The sequence below is a fragment of the Glycomyces sp. NPDC047010 genome (assembly GCF_040644205.1).
Lineage (GTDB): Bacteria > Actinomycetota > Actinomycetes > Mycobacteriales > Micromonosporaceae > Glycomyces.
This window is the reverse complement of sequence record NZ_JBEYVY010000003.1, coordinates 401,167-420,317: the sequence shown is the minus strand read 5'-3', so window position 1 is coordinate 420,317 and position 19,151 is coordinate 401,167. Positions and strand designations below refer to the sequence as shown.

General features: G+C 69.7%; 16 protein-coding genes and 1 pseudogene. 4 read left to right on the top strand and 13 right to left on the bottom strand.

Annotated features, from left to right (window positions below; all coding sequences use genetic code 11):
* Positions 1-7: 7 nt before the first annotated feature.
* The 5 genes and pseudogenes from AB0A65_RS08390 to AB0A65_RS08370 form a co-directional block, all read right to left on the bottom strand.
* Positions 8-898: a DMT family transporter gene (locus AB0A65_RS08390; protein ID WP_359948283.1), complete on the bottom strand. Its 891-nt coding sequence runs from the start codon at positions 896-898 to the stop codon at positions 8-10.
* Entirely contained in the window at positions 899-1,405 is a 507-nt protein-coding gene (locus AB0A65_RS08385) for a UTRA domain-containing protein (protein WP_359948718.1), read from the bottom strand.
* Between the two features lie 75 nt (positions 1,406-1,480).
* A pseudogene (locus tag AB0A65_RS08380) lies at positions 1,481-1,597 on the bottom strand (GntR family transcriptional regulator); the annotation flags it as partial.
* 56 nt (positions 1,598-1,653) lie between these two features.
* Positions 1,654-2,244 (bottom strand): hypothetical protein, encoded by a 591-nt coding sequence (locus AB0A65_RS08375; RefSeq protein WP_359948280.1) that lies wholly within the window; start codon positions 2,242-2,244, stop codon positions 1,654-1,656.
* 327 nt (positions 2,245-2,571) lie between these two features.
* Positions 2,572-3,483 (bottom strand): replication-relaxation family protein, encoded by a 912-nt coding sequence (locus AB0A65_RS08370; protein ID WP_359948277.1) that lies wholly within the window; start codon positions 3,481-3,483, stop codon positions 2,572-2,574.
* A 265-nt stretch (positions 3,484-3,748) separates the two neighbouring features.
* Between AB0A65_RS08370 and AB0A65_RS08365 the strand changes: the two genes are divergently transcribed.
* Both AB0A65_RS08365 and AB0A65_RS08360 read left to right on the top strand, forming a co-directional pair.
* On the top strand, positions 3,749-4,945 hold the full coding sequence (locus AB0A65_RS08365; protein ID WP_359948274.1) for a hypothetical protein: 1,197 nt from the start codon (positions 3,749-3,751) through the stop codon (positions 4,943-4,945).
* A 251-nt stretch (positions 4,946-5,196) separates the two neighbouring features.
* Positions 5,197-6,267 carry an LPXTG cell wall anchor domain-containing protein gene (locus AB0A65_RS08360; protein ID WP_359948715.1) on the top strand — a complete coding sequence of 357 codons (1,071 nt, stop codon included), beginning with the start codon at positions 5,197-5,199 and terminating at the stop codon, positions 6,265-6,267.
* A 42-nt stretch (positions 6,268-6,309) separates the two neighbouring features.
* Here AB0A65_RS08360 and AB0A65_RS08355 read toward each other — a convergent pair whose 3' ends face one another.
* From AB0A65_RS08355 to AB0A65_RS08345, 3 genes are read right to left on the bottom strand one after another with little or no spacing between them, the layout of a single operon-like run.
* Positions 6,310-7,206, bottom strand: a complete 897-nt coding sequence (locus AB0A65_RS08355; RefSeq protein ID WP_359948271.1) for a DUF1996 domain-containing protein — start codon at positions 7,204-7,206, stop codon at positions 6,310-6,312.
* A gap of 53 nt (positions 7,207-7,259) precedes the next feature.
* Positions 7,260-9,413, bottom strand: coding sequence for a discoidin domain-containing protein (locus tag AB0A65_RS08350; RefSeq protein WP_359948268.1), 2,154 nt, complete (start codon positions 9,411-9,413; stop codon positions 7,260-7,262).
* Between the two features lie 26 nt (positions 9,414-9,439).
* Positions 9,440-11,293: a hypothetical protein gene (locus AB0A65_RS08345; protein WP_359948265.1), complete on the bottom strand. Its 1,854-nt coding sequence runs from the start codon at positions 11,291-11,293 to the stop codon at positions 9,440-9,442.
* A 226-nt stretch (positions 11,294-11,519) separates the two neighbouring features.
* Between AB0A65_RS08345 and AB0A65_RS08340 the strand changes: the two genes are divergently transcribed.
* Positions 11,520-12,551 (top strand): LacI family DNA-binding transcriptional regulator, encoded by a 1,032-nt coding sequence (locus tag AB0A65_RS08340; protein WP_359948262.1) that lies wholly within the window; start codon positions 11,520-11,522, stop codon positions 12,549-12,551.
* On the opposite strand, the gene AB0A65_RS08335 is transcribed toward AB0A65_RS08340, so the two are convergent.
* From AB0A65_RS08335 to AB0A65_RS08325, 3 genes are all read right to left on the bottom strand, one after another.
* On the bottom strand, positions 12,548-13,801 hold the full coding sequence (locus AB0A65_RS08335; protein ID WP_359948259.1) for an MFS transporter: 1,254 nt from the start codon (positions 13,799-13,801) through the stop codon (positions 12,548-12,550). The two genes, AB0A65_RS08340 and AB0A65_RS08335, sit on opposite strands and share 4 nt — an antisense overlap.
* Positions 13,802-13,843: 42 nt before the next feature.
* Positions 13,844-14,290, bottom strand: a complete 447-nt coding sequence (locus AB0A65_RS08330) for a MarR family transcriptional regulator (RefSeq protein ID WP_359948256.1) — start codon at positions 14,288-14,290, stop codon at positions 13,844-13,846.
* A 72-nt stretch (positions 14,291-14,362) separates the two neighbouring features.
* Positions 14,363-15,781: an alpha/beta hydrolase gene (locus AB0A65_RS08325; RefSeq protein ID WP_359948253.1), complete on the bottom strand. Its 1,419-nt coding sequence runs from the start codon at positions 15,779-15,781 to the stop codon at positions 14,363-14,365.
* Positions 15,782-15,914: 133 nt separating this feature from the next.
* Between AB0A65_RS08325 and AB0A65_RS08320 the strand changes: the two genes are divergently transcribed.
* The gene (locus AB0A65_RS08320; RefSeq protein ID WP_359948250.1) at positions 15,915-16,439 is read left to right on the top strand and encodes an NUDIX hydrolase; all 525 of its coding nucleotides are present in this window, start codon (positions 15,915-15,917) and stop codon (positions 16,437-16,439) included.
* Here AB0A65_RS08320 and AB0A65_RS08315 read toward each other — a convergent pair.
* Together AB0A65_RS08315 and AB0A65_RS08310 are read right to left on the bottom strand one after the other, a co-directional pair.
* The gene (locus AB0A65_RS08315) at positions 16,433-17,545 is read right to left on the bottom strand and encodes a hypothetical protein (protein ID WP_359948247.1); all 1,113 of its coding nucleotides are present in this window, start codon (positions 17,543-17,545) and stop codon (positions 16,433-16,435) included. The genes AB0A65_RS08320 and AB0A65_RS08315 overlap by 7 nt on opposite strands.
* Positions 17,533-18,984, bottom strand: a complete 1,452-nt coding sequence (locus tag AB0A65_RS08310) for a hypothetical protein (RefSeq protein WP_359948244.1) — start codon at positions 18,982-18,984, stop codon at positions 17,533-17,535. Before AB0A65_RS08310 ends, AB0A65_RS08315 begins: the two co-directional genes overlap by 13 nt.
* Positions 18,985-19,151: the final 167 nt, after the last annotated feature.

The window sequence follows — 19,151 nt, the reverse complement described above, 5'->3', positions numbered from 1 at the left end:
TCTCGGTTTAGCTATTTTGGATTTTGATAATCAGGTTTTCGTAGATATCCTGCCAGAAGTATAAGCACGGCCCCAGAATAAGCTGTAGATGTAGTATCTCGCTTAGTGCGACAAGTCCTAGAATTATTGATTCAACCGGAAGCAAGTAAACTACAATAGATGCTGCGGTTGGGCCGTCGTCGGTGATGATTTGATAATTCAGTATGTAGGAAACCCCGGTCCCGAAGGTGCCGAGAATGAACACTGCTAGAACCGAAGTTAGCTCGAAATGGGGTATGGTCCATTCGAAGAATGGAACCATTGCCAGTGTAAGTAGCGTGGCACAGATAAGCTGACCAGTCGCCATTCGGAGCACGCCGAGCTCCTGGCTGACGAGGAACTTGCCGATGTAGACGTAGGAGATGCCGTAGGAGGCTGCGGCGCCGAGGCAGGCGAGTCCTCCCCAGCTTGCTATTTCGGTGGTGTGGTTCCAGGGGGAGAAGATCAGTAGGACGCCTGCGAAGCCGAGGGTGAGGCTCCAGGCGTTTTTGCGTGCCGAGGATCTGCTGCGGTAGGCGAGGACGGCGACGAGGACGGTCCAGAGCGGGGTGCTGGCGTTGATGACTCCGGCGGTGGCGGAGGAGACGGTCTGTTCGCCGATGCCGAAGAGGAGGTAGGGCAGGGCGTTGCCGAAGAAGGCGGCGACGGTGAGGTGGCCCCAGGTTTTGCGGTCGCGGGGGAGGTGCAGTCCGCTGAGCCGGAGGATGACGAGGAGGACGGCGGCACCGAGGGCCATGCGGAGGAGGGTGATCTGGATGGGGGTGAATCCGGTGAGGGCGATCTTGATCCAGAGGAAGCCGGAGCCCCAGAGGAGTGCGAGGGCGGTGACTCTGAGGCTTCCGGCGAGGCGGGGATTCATTCAGTCCTCGATGTGGATGCGGTAGTCCAGGCCGTTGAGGTCGGCCCGCATGGTGAAGGTCGTGACCTCGAAGGGCTGCTCGTCCTGGTCGATGCCGGTGTGGATGACGTCGATGACGGGGACGCCGGCCGGAATCTGGAGGCGCTCGGTCTCCTCGGGGGTCGGCATCCGCGAGCCGATCTCTTCCCGAATCCAGGTGATGCGGTGCCCTTGGTCCTCGAAGCGGCCGTAGAGGCTGCCCTTGCCCATGTTCGCAGAGGTCGCGAGGACGGTGCCTTCGGCGATCGCCCACGGGATGTAGGTGATGCCGACCTGGACGGGGTCCTCGTCGGCGAAGTACCAGTTCTCGCGACGGACCACCGTGTTGTCGTCGGCCGGGAGGTCCAGGCGCTCGGCGATCTCTTCGGGTGCCGGAACGCGCTCGATGGAGGTGCAGTCGACGCGGGCAGTCTTGCCCTGCTTCTCGACCTCGGCGCGGAAGGGCGAGAGTCCGGTCTCGCTCCGCAGGCGGTTGGAGTAGCGCTCGGCACCGAGCCGCAGGGGCCGCTGCTTCTCGCGGACGGTCGGGCGTGCGCGGTTGCGGCTCTCGATGAGTCCTTCTGACTCCAGGATCTTCACGGCTTCGGCTGCGGTGTTGCGCGCGACGCCGTAGTTGACGGCTAGCTCCCGCTGCGAGGGAATGAGGCTGCCTGGCGTGAGGGCCCCGCTGAGGAAGCTGTTGTTGCCTAGCTCTGATCTGTTCTATTCAGCCGAGATCAATCTTCTGGTGCGAATCCCAAGCGATCTAGGTTGCCGAGACCATCGCTCCGGAGTGATTTGGTTGCCTGCTGGTGTACGTGGTTGAGACAGGGACAGGTTTCGAGCATTCCGGCTACTGCGCAGTGCCAGATGCCCGCGAAGCGGAGTGCTTTTGCGACGTCCTTGAGCGAGTTAATGCCGGTCAGGCGTTGAATGAGCTTCTCGGTCAAGGTTCGGATCAGGCTGGCTGTGGCTGAGCCGCAGCGCGCTTCGACTTGGTCGAGGAGAGGGCCTGGTTCGAGACGGGCAGCTTGGTCTAGGTAGTGGGCGACCTTGGCGAGGTCTTCGCAGTCCTTCAGGCCGCGCAGCTGGCGGGCTTTGGGCGATCCGAGAAGTTTGATGAGTACTTGCCCCTCCTGGCGTTGCCAGTTTCGGTCTCGGTATCGGCGTAGCTCATCTTCGTCGGGTCGCTCGGTTGGGGCCGTGCCGGAGCGCAGCCTTGAGGCCGGGTATTGACCGCTGCTGTGGTCTTTGCACGGGTAAAAGCGGGGGCGACGGCAGGGTTGTCCGTCCTTCTTCGTGGGGGCTCCGCATTCAGGTGCAGACATGGAATCCAATTTCCCATGTCTTGGACGATGATGGTGTGGAGCTGTCGCTAACCGGACAACCGGGCGTCTAGCGGGAGTGCTCTGGGAGAGTTGATGTGGTTGGTTCCGCTGTCGATGTCCTGGACTCCGGGAGGGTAGGCCGGGAAACCGGCATTGGCGGGTCCTCTGAAAACTCCTCGCCCTGGGACTATGTATTAGGGGTTCTGGGGTGTAGTTGGTTACTGGGGATGAGCTGCGTAAACGTGGGTTTCGGCTGTGTCGGTTATGGGTGGGGTTCATGCGCGGGGTTGGGTGGGGGTCGACCTTGTGGGGTCGACCCCCTGGGGGTCAGGCGGGCCGGTTTGGGTTTCGCATTTCTGCGGCGAGGGTGGGGAGTTCGGTCAGGTTGTAGATGCCGGACCAGCCGATGATGTGCCAGCGGCGGTCGTCGAAGGCGTCTGGGAACTCCTCGGGGTGGGTGAAGGTGCGCTCGTTCCGAGTCGCGACGCTGATGCCCACGATCAGACTGGGGTTCTCCCATTCGGCCATGCATGATTTCCACCTGTCGGTTGCGACTGGAAGGAAGTTGAGCAGGCGGCGCTGGCTTGAGAGTTCGAAGAGCAGGACCGTGTCTCGTCGGTCCGCGTATCGGCGGACCTTGTCGTCGTACGCCGTGATCTTCCTGGCGAGGTACTTCAGGGTCTCGGTGCCGCGGTCGTGTTCTAGCCAGAACCGGAGGTTTTGGCCGTCTTGCCAGGAGACTTCCCCAGTGCCGTCGGGCTTGATGGAGATCAGGCCCAGGTCGCGGTCTGACCACTCCTCGACCTGTACGTCGGATCGGTGCCGTGCCGAGTCGTAGAGACGGCAGAAGAATGCGTTCACGCCTTCGGTGTGAGCGCGGTGCTGGGACAGGAATCGGTGTTGGGCCTGGAAGATCGCATCCTGTTTTCGCGGCGGTTTCTCTCCCTTGATCGCTGCGCGGATGTGCTGACCTCTCCAGCCGAGGACGTAGCGGTACGCCTTGCTGTCCGGACTTCGCCAGCGGTCCAGAAGGCCCAGCTCGAAGAGCGTCAGCAGGCGGGCTCCTGCCTGGTGGCGGGAGGGGAAGAACAGTGCTTCGAGCATGCCGGCGGTCATGATCTTTCGGAGTTCCAGCGTCTCGAGGATGTCGTAGTCTCGGCTGGTCAGGCGCTCGGTGAGTTCGGTGAAGTCGCCTGTGTTCGTGCCTGGGATTCGCTTTGCGCACATCTGCCCTCTCACCGCCCTTCCGTTGCTGCCGGGGCGGTTTGGGTGGCATAGGAGGGTGTGGTGAGGCGCTGGTACAGGGCCTGTACTTGAGGCAGGGCGTGCCCGTACGTCTCCAACAGGCCAGCCAACAAAGGCCCGCTGAAAAGCGGGCCTTTTGTTTGGCCCTGTCATGGCTTCGACAACCGGACAGCGTCTCCGGAATCGCTCGGCCGGTCGTAACTTCGTCGTCCTCGTTCCGCGATCTCCGTCTGTCGGACCGGTGTACTACGTTGAGCGGATGGTTGAACCCGAGGTGCCAGATATGCAGGTGGAGTTGCCCGCGTATGCGATCGAGATCGGAACCGAGCAGCTGGCCGGACCGGTGCGGGACTCGCTGGGCGGCTGGCCCTACCTCGCGGAGGGCCAGGAGTGGCCGGAGTGCTTCTGCGGCGAGCGGATGACGCTGTTCTTCCAACTCGACCTGCCTGCGGACCTAGGGCCGTTCGGCGGCGATCATCTTTCGGTCTTCCATTGTCGGATCCACAACGACTGCACCAATCCGCCCTTGGTCGAAGGCCGTCTCATGGACAAGTACTGGGACGCGCCGCAGCCGCCCGAGTCGGGTCCGTTCTGGAGGGTGCTTGTGCAGCGCGGGGCGACACTGCCTGCGACGGATTTCGAACCGTTGGTGAGGGCCCTGCCGTTGACCCTGCGCGCCTTCGATGACGAGCCGAGTGCGTACGGGATAGGAGCGCAGAAGTTCAAAGTCGGCGGGATGCCATCATGGGCTCAATACCCTGAGAGCTATCAGTGCGCATGCGGTGCCGATCTGGTGTACCTATGCCAGGTGCCGGAAGACTGGGAGTTCGACGTGTATCCAGGCTCTCCGAAGCAGCCCAACGGCATCGGCAAGACATTTCACCTGTTCCTCGGCAATGAAGTCTACCTGCTGGCTTGCCCGGCCCACTGCAACCCGGCGGGCAGTCTGGCCGGTGAACCAGAACTGAATCCGAGTTCCGGTAAGTCCGTGTGTGAGACGGCGGCGATCAGCCATTGCGAAACCGAGGCACACGGGCCCGCTCTGCGGGCTTTTTGTATGTTCTCGGCACAATGCCCATTCGCTGTTCATTTTGCTGTGGTGCGGCCACCTCGAAAATCTCTGCTTCGATCGCAACTCGCCGGGGGTTGGACGCGTTCTGTTCATAGAACCGGCTCACCGGACGCCGCCAAGGCCCGGGTGATCGAGAAGGACCCCTCATGCGACCCTCATCTGACCTACGCGCCCGATGGCGTGTGCCGGCCGCCATTGTGGCGGCCGTATTCGGAGCCGGTGTGTTCGCTGCACCCGCTCAGGCCCAGTCGTTCGAACCGGTGGACGTGTTCGTCGACGACGGTTCCCCGACTTCTCCTTTCGATCTTCCCGCGCTGTTCCAGGCCCGCATCGAGTTCGGTGAGGACTTCGAACCCGGGGAGCACACCGTCACCGCGACGGTGACGGTCGACGCCCCCGGCGGCCTGTTCGCGTTCGGGCCGGACGGGTCCGGTGGGGGGTGCACGTTCGACGCCGGGAGCACGGTGGCCACCTGCGTGAGCGAGGGCGCCGAGGCGGAGACCGCGTTCGGGTTCCGGTACAGCGTGCCCGACTTCGAGGCCGAGCCCGGGTACTACGACTACACGCTCGTGTTCGCGGTGGACGGCGAGACCGTCGCGACCGTCGAGGACGCGCTCAGGATCCTCGGGAACGACATGGGCGATGAGGCCGAGTACGTCTACTCGTTCTCGGACCACGGCTTCCCGTCGGTCGAACCCGGGGGCACCATCGAGCTCGTCCCCACGATCTACCAGCACACGGCCTTCTCGGACTACGCCGCGGCCGCCGTGGTCGCGTTCAGCGGGGCCGAGGTCGATGTGGAGTTCGCGGCCCCGGACGCGATCGCCGACTTCGACAACTGCATGGAGTCCTTCCGGGGCGTCACCTGCCTCATCACCGATATCGAGAACTCGCCGGGTACGGTCTTCGGCCTCACCGACCCGATCACGCTCGCGCTCGACGAGCAGTTCCCCGGCCCCTTCAACCTGTGCGGCTGCGACTACCGCGTCTACGTGATCAACGACGACACCTTCGAGGAGGAATTCGGGGGCGTCTTCTGGGACGAGGACTCGGACAACCTGATCGGCATGGTGCCGGTGGACGCGCCGCCTCCTTACGAGGGCACCGGCGTGGTCACCTTCCGGACCGCGGAGAACCACTTCGACCTGTCCGTCGCCGACACCGAAGCGGCAGGGCCGGAAGGCGAACGGGTCACGGTGACGGTGCCGGTCGCCAACGCCGGGACCGCGGCGGCGGTGCCCTTCTTCGACCCGCCGGGCTCCTATGTCGTGACCGGCGACCTGCCCGACGGACTGCGCCTGCACGCGGTCGAGGGCGGCGACGCCGCGACCTGCCCCGACGACTGGGCCGACCGCCTCGACGGGATCGACACCGAGGGCCTCGACTTCGCATGCTTCTTCCAGAGCCTCCGCGCCGGGGACCAGCTCGAACTGGAAGTGGCCGTTGACATCACCGACGCCGACTCCACCGACGTCGGGCGCCTGGAGGTGCTGGCGCTCGGCGACCGGTACTACCCCGGTGACTTCGAGGCCGACCCGAGCGACAACGTCGCCGACTTCACGGTCGACGGGCATGGCGGGCATGGTCAGCTGCCGAACACGGGCGCTTCCCTGGGCCTGGTCATCGCCGTCGCGGCGGTCGTCGTCGTGGCCGGCGCGGTGCTCCTCGTGGTGACCGCCCGGCGCCGCAGGAGCGGAGCGGAGTAGACGGGAACGGCCCCGCCGAGGCGGGGCCGTTCATCGTCTGTCTCAGCGGATCAGTTCGTAGTTCTCGTCGAGGACTTGGCCTCGGTGGGGTTTGTAGAGGTCGTAGCCGCGGGAGTCGCATTGGAGGCCGCCGTTGATGCAGTGGTCGACCATGGCGGCGAGGGTGTCGGGGGCCCAGGCGTTGAAGAAGTCGTAGTGCCAGGAGTAGCCGGGGCCGCTGGCGAGTTCGACGCCGGTCATGTCGCCCTGGACGGGCCAGTGGATCTTGAACTCGATCATGGGGACGGGGACCGGGTGCGTGGCGGGGCAGGAGCCGTTCACGGGGTAGGCCATGTGGCTCTTGTGGTTCGGCGAGTCCAGGTTGACGCCGTCCCAGCAGCTCGGGGACTGGTAGCGGATGTTCAGCCACGACGTGCAGTAGTCGGGGATGTCCCAGTTGAAGAAGGACTCGCCGCACTCGTAGCCCTCGACCTGGCCCGGCGCGTCCGCGAACTGCTGCTCGGTCGCCATCATGTCCCCGGCGACGAAGCGCAGGCCCTCCGGGAACGGCTGGACCGCGGTGTAGTCCTCGATCCCGGACTTGTAGTAGACGACGAGGTGCCAGTCCGTGAGGATCGGCTCGCCGCCGCGCATGAGGGTCGGGAACCAGTACGCCGAGTGGTCGTCGGGGACCAGGCAGGTCGTCTCGCTCTCCTGGAGGGACTCCAGAGTGGTGTACGCGTCGACGTCCTCGGCGCCGATGAACGTGTGGTCGTGGGACGCCCCGGGGACGCCGGGGTAGACGATCGGGTCGTCCTGGGCGGTGTGATGGATGGTGCAGTTGGCCTGGAACTCGTGGTGGGTCACCTCGTCGGCGGCGTTCGCCGCGGGGGTCACGACCAGGGCCGCGGCGGCCGCCGCGAGGCCCGCCAGGGCGATCGCGGCGTGGCGCAGTCGCATCTCGGTCTCCTTTCGAAGGGGGCGGGCCGCGGGGGCGGCCCGCCCGCGGATCATCAGGTGTAGACGCCGAACTCGTAGAGCGAGAAGCCCCACTCGGTGGCGCGGTCGGTGCACAGGACGCGCACGTAGCGGCCCGTGCCGGAGATCTGGAGGGTGTCCGCGCCGCCGTTGCCGCCGGTCGCGGTGTGGATCGTGGTCCAGTCGGTGCCGTTGTCCGACACCTGGACCTGGTACCCGGTGGCGTACGCGGTCTCCCAGACCAGCTGCACGGCGTCGAAGTCGCGGCGCGAGCCGAGGTCGACGCGCAGCCACTGGTCGTCGGCCCACTCGCTGGCCCAGCGGGTCGCGAGGTCGCCGTCGAAGGCCGCGGCCGGAGTGTGGCCGCCCCACTCCTGGAACGTCGAGGCGTCGGCGGGCCGGCCCAGGGCGATGTTCTCGCCCGCGACGTCGGGGAGCGTCACCTCGAAGGAGCGGCTCTCGACGCCGACGTTGCCGTGCCCGTCCTCGACCCAGACGTACAGCTTCCACACGCCGAGGATCTCGGGCGCGCGGATCGCGATGGTGCCGTCCGCGTTCACGGTGTAGTCCGCGAGCAGCATGTCCCACGAGCCGTTCACGTAGGCGCTGTTGACCATCGGGATGTATTCGAGCGCGTCCCCGTCGGGGTCGGACACGTCGAGGTCGACGGTGAACTCCTCGCCGCCGACGACCGGGCCGTCGAGGCCCAGGTCCATGCCGGTGATCACCGGGGGCGTGTTCGCCTGCGCGGCGCCGCCGTACGCCTCCGCGACCGCGTAGAACGACAGGCGCCGGTTGCCGCCGGGGTAGAGGTTGAACCAGACGCCGCCGAAGTCGCCCTCGGTGCCGAAGTGGAACATGGTGGCGCCCAGGGCCACGCCCTCGTGGCCGGTGATGCACTCCCACGCCTCGGTGTAAGCCGCGGCCTTGTCCACGTCGGACGGTTCGTCGGGGACGCCGTTCGCGTCGTCGGGGACCTCCCACTCGCCGGCCGGGCCGGTCTCGGTGACGACGTACGGCCGGTCGTACCCGCCCGCCTCCCATGCTTCCTGCACACCGCAGATGTCGCCGTAGGAGTTCACGGCCAGCAGGTCCAGGTCGGGGGAGTTCGCCTCGTAGTAGGGCCACGCGCCGGTCCACGCGTCGGTGGAGGTCACCGGGTGGTCGGCGTCGATCGCGTGGATCGCCACGGCTACGTCGTTGACGAACGCGGTGTACGCGTTGCGCTGCGCTTCGAGCGCCGCGCCCGAGTAGCAGTTCTGGAGGCCGAGCACCGACTCGTTGCCGACGTTCCACATGAGCACCGCCGGGTGGTCGCGGTAGGTCTCGACCCAGCCGGTGATGTCGCCGAGCGCCTGGTTCTTGTAGGTCGTGTCGGTGGTGTAGTCGATGCACCCGCCCGAGCCCGGCCCGCCGCCCGGCAGGAGCCAGAAGCCGAGCATGACCCGCACGTCGTGCGCGGCGGCCGCGTCGAGCAGCGGCAGCGAGGAAGCGTCGGTGCCCCACGTGCGCAACGTGTTCACGCCCATCGCGGCGACCTCGGGCATGAGCGCGGCGGCCTCGGCGGGGGAGGGGCCCCACGTGAGGCCCTTGATCACGAAGGGCTCGCCGTCCACGGTGAGCTGCCAGTTCCCCTGGGAGCCCACGACCTCCACTTCGGCGGGCCCGTCGGGGACCTCGGTGCCCCCGCCGGCGGCGCAGCCGTACACGTCGAAGCTCCACAGCGAGTAGCCGTAGCCGCCGACGCGGTCGAGGCCCTGCATCCGCACGTACCGGCCGGTCGCGTCGAGGGTGATCGACTCGGACCCGCCGCCGCCGGAGGACTCGGTGAAGGCGGTGGTCCAGGTGGAGCCGTTCGCCGACACCTGGATCTCGTACGCGGTCGCGTAGGCCGCCTCCCAGACGAGTTCGACCCGCGTCAGGTCGAACTGGCCGCCGAGGTCGACCTGGATCCACTGGTCGTCGCTGAACTGCGAGGACCAGCGGGTGCCCGGGTCGCCGTCGAACGCGGCCGACGCCGGGGTGTAGTCCGGGCTCTCCTCGGACGAGGCCGAGGCGGGCCGCTGGTGGGACAGCAGCGCCTCCTCTTCCTGGGCCTGGGCGGGCGCGAGGGCCACCGCCCAGGCGGCGGCCGCGCAGAACAGCGCGGTCAGCATCGCGGTCGCTCTGCGGGACATGGGGGTTCGCATCGTCGCTCCTGTTCGGGGTTGCGGGGTCACGGGTACGCCACCACGTAGGCGGTGAACGACCCGGCGTCGACCTGGTCGCCGGTCTCGTTGACGACCCGGCGGATGGTGCCGACGCCGCCGAGGGAGACGCTGACCAGGGAGGTGAGCCGGATGCCGCCGTGGCCGGGGGTCTCGAAGACCCGGTCGCACACGACGTCCGGGTTGACGTTGAAGAAGCAGTAGCCGCCCCCGCCCCACAGGGCGTGCTCGGCCACGGAGTCGTCCACTTTGTACGAGGCCCAGCCGTTCGCGCCGGTGCGCCAGGTCGCCTGGTCCGGCGGGTCGTACGGCATCTCGTTCTGGAAGAAGTAGGTGCGGCCGCGCTCGCCCGCCCAGATCACCTGGTACTCCTGGTAGTGCTCGGCGAAGAGGCCGTAGGCGACGACGTCGTCGCCGTGGACGACCATGCCGTTCGCGGCCGGGTTGACGTCCCAGCCGACCCCCTCGCCGTGGTCGCCGCGCCACAGCCACAGGTGGTCGGCGATGACGTTGCGGGAGTTGATCTCCAGGCTCACCTTCGCCGACCCGGGGTGCGCGCCGCCGATGCGCGCGAACAGGTCGTGGAGCGAGACCGGGTCCGCGCTGTGGTCGGCGCCGGACCCGGGCGGGCCGATCTGGACGAGGACGTCGGACTCGGCCTCCCCGGCGTCGATGAGGAGCCCGGCGATGACGACGCCGTCCACGTCGGCGACGGCGATCGCGGTCTGCCCGCCCGTGGGGATGATCGTCGCCAGGCCGAGCCCGAGGACCACGGTCCCCGGCGCGGTGACGTTCAGGGTCCGGTCGAACTCGTGCACGCCGGGGGTGAAGAGCAGGTGCCGCCCTTCGGAGAGCGCCCGGTCGACGGTGGCGACGTCCTCGCCCGGATTGACGACGAAGAACTCAGCGAGGGAGATCGAGGTGCCCGCGGGGGCGCCGCCCTCCCAGCTGGTCCCGGCGGCGTCGCGCCTGACCGCGGGCCTGAAGACCCGGAACTCGCCGTCGGAGGCGGTGTACAGGAACGGCTTCTCGCGGATGACGGGCGCCCGGTCCACGACCGTGTGGGACGGGTCGGGGAAGTGGTGCGCGGGCGCGCCGCCGGTGCCCACGAACACCATGTTCCACACCGAACCCGCCCATCCCCCTTGGAGGTTCGAGTTGCGGGTGAAGAACTGCTGCTGCGAGCCGGAGACGACCCGGCCGGAGAACCGGGAGTCGGCGAAGAACCCGCCGGAGGCCCAGCCCTCGTACCCGTCCCACAGCTGCATCTCGGTGGTCTGGAGGTCGATGCGGCGGAACGGGGCCGCCTGGGAGACCGCCCAGCGGGCGATCTGGCCCGCGGGGTTGCGGATGGTGAGGTTCTCGGCCGAGCGCCAGAAGTTCTGGGTGGCGTTCCCGAGGTAGTCGGGCCGGTCGTCGCCCTGGGGGAGCCAGTCGGCCTCGACCCTGACGTGGCCGTCGATGACGGTGTCGCCGGGGAGGAGCCCGAGCCCGGCGACCTGCGTGTAGAACCGCAGGTCGATGTCGGCGGCGTAGGTCCCGGGACGGAAGAGCACGGCGTGCCGCTCGCGCCCGAACTGGTTGGTGCGCATCTGGTCGGTGATCGCGTCGACCGCGCTCTGGATCTCGGCCGCCGGGGTGGACGGGCCGAACACGAGGGTGTTCGGGCCGAGGTCGGGGTCGTAGGCGTCGGTGGGCGGGAGGACGTCGGGGTCCTCGCCGCAGGCGCTCGGCGGCTGGGCCTGCGCGCGGGCGACGAGGCTCCCGGCGCCGAGGCCCGCCGCGACGGCGGCGGCCGCGGCGCCGCCGAGCGCTGCGCGCCGTTTGAAACCGCGGTGGTCCGGTGGGGGTTGTTCCTGCATATGGGCCTCCAGGGAGGTGCGGAAGGGAAGGAACGGACGGATGCCTGCCGGGCTGTATGGGAGAGCGCTCTCCCATGAATTCATGCTAGAACGCCGATTTCGAGATTGTCAAGTTCTTCGATATCTAGATATTTCGACCGAATCGGCGGCACGGATGGGTGGTTGCCGCCCTGATGCGGCTTTTCTTGCGGGAGAGCGATTTCCGAGACCGTGCTATAACTTGGCGATGAGCGCTGATCCCTCCCCGACGCTTGAGGACGTCGCGCGCGTCGCCGGCGTCTCGCGCGCGACGGTCTCGCGGGTCATCAACCAGACGAGGAACGTCGCCCCCGAGATCCAGGAGGTCGTGCGTCGCGCCGTCGAGGTCACCGGCTACGTCCCGAACCGCGCCGCGCGGTCCCTGGTGACCCGCCGCAGCGAAGCCGTCGGGGTGGTCGTGGCCGGGACCGACCTGAGCGACAGCCTGAACGCCGGGCAGTTCCTCACCGACCCGTTCTTCGGGCGGCTCCTCACCGGCATCATCGGGGCGCTGAAGCCGCGCGGGATCTTCCCGGCGCTCATGCTCGCGGAGAACCCGGCCGACGACCTCGCGATCACCGCGTACTTCAAGCAGGGCAACGCGGACGGGGCCCTGCTCATCTCCACGTACCCCGACGAGCGGCTGCCCGCGATGCTCGCCGACGTGGGCCGCCCCTCGGTGCGGTTCGCCCGGCCCGCGCACCCCGGTCCGGTGAGCTATGTGGACCTCGCGCACCGCGAGGGCGGCCGCATGGCCGCCGAGCACCTGGCCTCGATCGGCCGCCGCCGGCCCGTCGCGATCACCGGCCCGCTGGAGATCCCCGCGGCCCAGGAGCGCCAGGCCGGGTACGAGGAGGGCTGGGCCCGGCACGGCTGCCCGTTCGTGCCCGCGGCCGAGGGCGGGTTCACCTACGACAGCGGCGAACGCGCCATGAAGGAGCTGCTCGACCGGGTGCCGGAGCTGGACGCGGTCTTCGCCGCGAGCGACCTCATGGCGCAGGGCGCGATCCACGCCCTCGGCGACCAGGGGCGCCGCGTCCCCGACGACGTGGCCGTCGTCGGCTTCGACGACAGCGCCCCGGCCCGCCTGAGCCGCCCCGGGATCACCACGATCCGCCAGCCGCTCGAAGCGATGGCCGCCGAGATGGTCCGGCTGCTGCTCCAGCGCATCGAGGACCCCTCGCCGGACCCGACCTCGGTCATCTTCGACCCGGTCCTGGTGCTGCGCGAGTCGGCCTAGACCTCGTCGCCCGCGGTGATGAGCTCGGCCTCGGTCTCGGCGTCCTGGTGCGGGTGCGTCAGGTGGGTCAGTGTGCGCCTTCCCAACGCGAGGACGGCGATGGCGATGACGAGCGCCGCCACGGCGAACCAGTAGGGGGACCCGGCGCCCCAGGCGTCGGCGATGTAGCCGGTGACGGCGGGGGCGATGGCGCCGCCGAGGAAGCGCACGCCCGAGTACGTGGAGGACGCGACGCCGCGAGGCAGGTCCGTGGCCTCCATGACCGTCTCCGTCAGCGCGGTGTTGAGCACGCCCAGGAAGAGGCCCGCCAGGATCACGACGGTGATCAGCAGCGGAGCGGACTTGACGCCGATGCCCATGGCCGCCAGGGCGATGCCGAGCAGCGCGAACATCGAGTAGAGGACCGGGAGCAGCCCGAAGCGGCGGGTGAGGATCGGGGCGGCGAAGACCGAGGTGATCGCGACGGCGGCGCCCCAGCCGAAGAAGACCAGGCCGAGCTCGTGGGCGCCGAAGTCGAGGCCGGACTTCGCGGCGGCGGCTTCGATCGGGTAGGGGGAGTAGGCGAGCAGGGTGAAGAACGCGTAGTTGTAGAACAGCGCGGTGATCGCGAGGGTGCGCAGGGCCGGGTTGCGCAGGGCCGTGAAGCCCGCGGTGAGCGGCACGGGGGCCGGTTTCGCCACGGGGCCCTTGAGGAGGACCACGATCGCGACCAGCGCGATCGCCATGAGGACCGCGGTGCCGAAGAACGGGCCGCGCCAGGACGCCTCGCCGAGCGCGCCGCCGAGGAGCGGGCCGACCGCGAGGCCGATGCCCAGGGCCGCTTCGTAGAGGATCACGGCCTGGCGGCTGCCGCCGGAGGCCGCGCCGACGATCGAGGCGAGCGCGGTGGAGATGAACAGGGCGTTCCCCAGGCCCCAGCCCGCGCGGAAGCCGATGATCTGGCCGACCGTGTCGGAGGCCCCTGCGAGCCCCGCGAAGACGACGATGAGCGCGAGCCCGGCGATGAGGGTCCGCTTGACGCCGACGCGGCTGGAGATGTAGCCGCTGAAGAACATCGCGACCGCGGTGATCATCAGGTAGCTCGTGAAGAGCAGCATCGTCTGGGACGGGGACGCCTTGAGGCCCTCGCTGATCGCGGGCAGGATCGGGTCCACGAGGCCGATCCCCATGAACGACACCGCGCACGCGAACGCGATGGCCCACACCGCCGTCGGCTGGCGCAGGATCGACGCCTTCTTCGGCTCTTCCATTCGGGCACTTCCTCCTATGTGCGGGGCCGGGGGCCCCGGGGTTCATTCCTTGTTGAGCCGGTCCGCGAGCGCTTCGAGCAGGTCGGCGGCCCTGGCGAGCACGGCCAGGTCCTCTTCGCTCAGCGCTTCGAGCGCGGGCCGCACCTTCGCGGCGGCGCGCATCCGGAACTCGTGGAGCTCCTCGGCCCCGGCCTCCGTCAGGCTCACGACGGACGCGCGCGCGTCGGCCGGGTCGGCGCGGCGCACGACGAGGCCGTCGGCTTCGAGGCGGTTCACGGCCGAGGTCATCGCGGGCTGCGTGATCGCCTCGCGCAGGGCCAGTTCGCCCACGCGCAGGTCGCCGTCCTGCTGGAGGTTGGCGAGCGCGCGGAGCGAGATGAGGGACCGGCGGGTCCCGGCCCTGCGGGAGGCGGTGCGGGCGAAACGGCTCGCCTGGGAGGTGAGCCGCGCGGAGAACTGGTCGATGTCGTCGGGGCTCCGTGAAACCATAGAGAAAGTATATACACTGCTTATGTAAATTAGCGAACGGAAGCCCGGCGCCCCCCGCCGCCGGGCCTCCCCCTACGCCGCGAGGCCCCAGTACACGCCCCACGGGATCATCAGCGCGACACCGAGGAGGAGCGCCGAGAACCGCAGCTTCGAGCCGGTTCCCAGGTCACCCCGGCGGCGCCACCACTGCACGCCCAGTACGACCGCCCCGGCCAGCATCGCCACCGCCGCCGCCTGGAGCACCAGCCACGGCAGCGGCCTCCCCGCGACTACTGGGCCCAGCAGCTCCTGGCCGCCGCTCATGAGGATCCACGCCGAATAGCACGCCGCCAGCAGCGGCAGCAGCAGGCCGATCGACGCGACGGTCCGCGACGCCCAGGTCGCCGCCAGCGGCCCGCGCCCGGAGACCTTCGCGGCCAGCGCCGCCACCGGATACGCGAGGAACAGCACCCCGAACAGGCCGATCGCGGCCAGCAGCGCCGTCGCCGTCCCGAACCACGGCGCCGCCGCGACCGGGCCCGTCGACACCGCCTCCACCGGGATCGGGTCCACGACCACCCCGGTCTCCCCGGCCGCGAGGCCGTGGACCCAGTCGGCGACCACGTCCACGTACCGCGGGTCGATCTCGTCCCGGTCGTAGTCCGGGGCCTTCGTCCCGTCGACCGTGGCCACCATCCGGTGGTCCACGCCCGGGATCAGCCGCAGTGCGTAGTTCTCGTTCCCTTGCAGCGCGGCCTGGTACAGCTCCATCGTGCGGCCGGGCGGCGTGTTCAGGTCGAACTCCGCGAACACCCCGAGGAACGGCCGGTCCAGCTCGCTCAGCGGCGGCGTCGGGTCGTACCCGGCCAGCCGGAACCAGTCGTCCGCGACGAGCGCCGCGATCATCCTGTCGCCCAGCGCCGCGGTGAGCGCGTCACCGGCGCCCGCGTCGACCAGGCTGTTGCGGTTCATCCACGCCTGCGTGTCCTCGGGCGGCAGCCCGCTCCCGCCCGAGGTGATCACGAACGCCGCCGCCTCGGACCGCGCCGAAGCCTCGATCACCGTCCACGCGCCCTCGCTGTGCCCGTGCAGGCCCACCAGCGCCGGGTCGACCTCGGGCCGGACGCGGAGCGCCTGGACGGCGGCGTTCGCGTCGTCGGCGAGCTCGGTGAACGAGCCCTCGAACTGCGTGTAGCCCTCGTCCGTGCCGCGCTTGTCGTAGATCATCGCGACGATCCCGGCCTCCGCGAACGCCTCCGCGTTCGCCCGGTACCGGTCCCGGTCGGGCCCCGGGCCGGACCCGGCCACCAGGACCACGCCCGGGAGCCCTTGCGCGCCTTCGGGGGCGATGATCGTGGCCCCGACTTCGCGGTCGCCGCTGTGGAACACCACTTCGGTCTCCACGAGGGTCGCCTCCTGCGCCGCGGCGGGCGCCGGCGGCCCCACCGCGAGTGCGGCGGCGGCCAGCAGCCCGGCCGCCGCCGCTCCGATAGTCCTCTTGAGGGATGACATCTCGATCGCCTTCCATTGGGGAATCTCCTGGAACCCCAACGTATGCAATGCAGGCGGCCGCCGGGAATCATGCTGGGGCCCGTTCCGGCCGGGGGTGCGCCCTACCCTCCGCGGGCGCTGGCAGAATGGCCCGGTGCCCATCACCATCGCCCACCTGCGCGAACACCTGACGGCCTATCTCACCCGCTGGCCCGAGTCGGAATGCGAGGTCCGGCCGCTGCTCGAACTCGACTCCCCGTCCGGGTTCGACCGCAAGACGGTCCCCGGGCACGTGACGGCCTCCGCGATCGTCCTGAACGCGGGCGGCGAGGTGCTGCTGATCCACCACCGCACGCTCGACCGGTGGTTCCAGCCCGGCGGCCACCTCGAACCGGGCGACGAGTCGCTCCCGGCCGCGGCCCGCCGCGAGGCCACCGAGGAGACGGGCCTCGCCGCGCTCGACCTGCTCGACCCGGCCCCGATCCACATCGACGTCCACCCGATCCCGGCCAATCCGCGCAAAGGCGAAGGGGCCCATGACCACTACGACGTGCGGTACCTGTTCCGGGCCACTTCGACGGACCTGAGCCCGGCCGCCGCGGAGGTCCACGCCGCGGAGTGGCGGCCGGTCGCCGACCTCGACAACGCGGACCTGATCGCGCGCCTGAAGTCCTACTGACCCCGGTGCCGGGCCAGGTTGTGGTCGGCCACGTCGCGGCGGAGCATCCAGTCCAGGTCCGAGTTGTGCAGCAGCGCGACGAGCGCGGGTGTCGCGAGTCCGAGCGCCTCGGCGGTCGCGTCGAGCCGCCATTCATTGCCCGCGAGCGCTTCGAGGAGCCGCCCGCGGCGGACCTGGGTCTCGGAGAGCCGGAACGACTGGAGGAACGCGGGCCGGCCTTGCGTGTCCAGGATCGCCTCGCCCACATGGGTCTCGGTGCCGACGCTGAACGAGGGCCGGTACCTGACGAGCCGGAAGTCGCCCATCGCGTAGGTCTCGGTGAAGTGGTAGTCGGGGCCGAGGAGCCCCGCGGCCAGCGTCCCGTCGTGGAGCGCGGCCCATTCGCTCCGGACCGCGGACACCTGGTCGCGCAGGTCCGCCAGTGAGTCCACTCGGGACGCGTCGAGGCGGGCCTCGAACTCGGGCACCGAGTGGTACAGCGTCGCGTACCGCCAGATCAGCTCGCCGTAGGAGTCCTCGACGAGGCTGGGGTGGAGTCTGCGGTAGTCCTCGGGGTGCGGGGTGACGAGGGCGCCGGAGAGGGCGTCGGCCACGTACACGAGCACGCCGCACTGGCCGGGGTGGATCTCGAAGACCCGCAGCGCGTCTGCGAGGCCGTCGACGAGGGAGCCGTGGACGGTCCGGTCCGGCTGCGGGGCGAGCCCGCGCCGGAACGCCCGCGTGGACCACTCGGGCCAGGCGGTGACCGGGGCCTTGAACGCGAGCGGCAGGTAGGTCTCCAGGGCGCCGCGGCGGGGGAGGAACCGCACGCGGGTGCGCCGGTCCCCGAACCGCGGCTTCGCCTTCGGCCGCCGTGAACCGCGCACTGTGGACGCGGCCATGCGCAGCGCCGTCCCGAACTCGGGCACGCCCGAGCCGTCGCCGGTCCACTCGGCGGTGAGCCCGTGCGGCGTGTACCAGCAGCGGTCGCCGGTCGCGTCGAGCTCGTCGCCGGGGTGCATCCGCAGGCCCGCCACCGGCGCCTCGCGCACGAGCGGCACCACCCGGATCTGGCCCCAGACCTGGCCGGGGCGGGTCTCCAGGCCCGCGAACGTCAAGCGGCCCATGCGTCCTCCTCGGCGAGCCAGCGCGCCACCCGCGCGTCCACGGCGGCTCGCAGTTCGCCGAGACCGGCGCGGCCGTCGCCGAATCGCGCGAACGCGATGAGCTCGGGCAGGTCCTCGGCGTCGCGGACGCCCGCGGTCGGCACGCTCGGGGCGAGGCGGCGCACGCCGATGCCGTCGGCGTCGAACACCGGGTTGAGGTGGACGATCGCGGTGCGCCGCCGCGGGTCGAGGCGCACGGCCCAGACCCGCAGGACCTCGGCGGCGAGGCCCGCGGGGGCGTTGTCCCAGCCGTCGGAGACGACGACGAGCGTCTCCGGGCCGGTCTCCAGCGCGTCGAGGATCCGGTCCCCGAGCGCGGTGACGCCCCGCGGCTTCACCAGCAGCGCGTCGTCGTTGCCCGACAACCACAGCGGCCGGTACTCGCCCGCGAGCACTTCGAGCAGGTAGTGCGAGGCGAGCGCGACGACGAGGGGCCGCCGCCGCTTCTCGGTGGACCCGCTCGCCGAGTACGAGTCGTCGAGGACGGCCGCCACGCGTCCCCAGGTTCCGGCCCGGTCCCCGGCGGTCCGCCGGGCCGCAGAGCGGAGCGCGCCGGTGAGTTCTTCGCGCCGCTCGCCGCGCTCCTCCTCAGGGATCGCGAGGACGTACGCGGCCAGGCGGGTCAGCGGCATCCGGCCGAGCGCCGCGGCGTCGAGTGCGACGGCCTCGCCGCCGCTGCGCTGGAGCCGCAGCCGCTCGTTCCGGGTGAGCCGCGGGGCGATCTCCTCCAGGAACTTGTCGCGGGGGATGCGGTGCGCGGCCGCGAAGCCCTCGGCGACGGTGTACGGCAGTTCGAAGACCGCGGCCCGCTCGTGGTGGGCGCGGCGCCAGGTCTCGAACAGCGGGGTCCGGAACTTCCCGGTCTGCTTGGGCGCGAACAGGAACGCGGCGAGCTCGGCGCCCGCCTCCCCGGGGAGGCCGTCCAGGTCGAGGTGCGCGTGGACGGCGGCGCGCTTGAAGGCCCCGCGGTACTTGACGGCCTCGAAGCCGAGGTCGGGGCGGGACGCCAGCCACTCGCGCACGACCGCGCGGGTGCGCCGGTTGTTGACCTTGGCCTTCTGGAGAGCCGTGAACAGGCGGTACACGCGGGATGAGGGCAGTTCGCGGAGGGCCCGGCGGATGAGGCGGCCCTCGACCGCCCGCTGCTCCGCGGTCGCGTCGGCGCCCGTGGAGAGGAGCCGCTGCACGATCAGGGCCTTGTTGCGGTCGTTGATCCCGAGGGCCAGCGCCGCCGCGTACAGGTCGCGGTAGTTCACGAGCATGTACTCGTGCAGGAAGTCCACGGACCACTCCTGCCGCTCGGCGCCGGTGTGGAACTCGGCCTGGCCGGTGGCGGCGACGGCCGCGTTGACGAACAGCAGCACGTCCTCGGCGGCGACGAGATCGGCGACGGACTCCATGGGGACCTCTGCGAGTGAAGGGAACAGGTGCCGGCCGGGGAGTGGGCGGCGCGATGGCGATGGATCGCTTACGAAACGAGTCGGGAATCGCACCTGAGTCCCGCGGCCGGCCCGTCCACTGTAACGGCCGCCCGCGCGGGCGAACGGAAAACGGGGCCGCCCGCAAG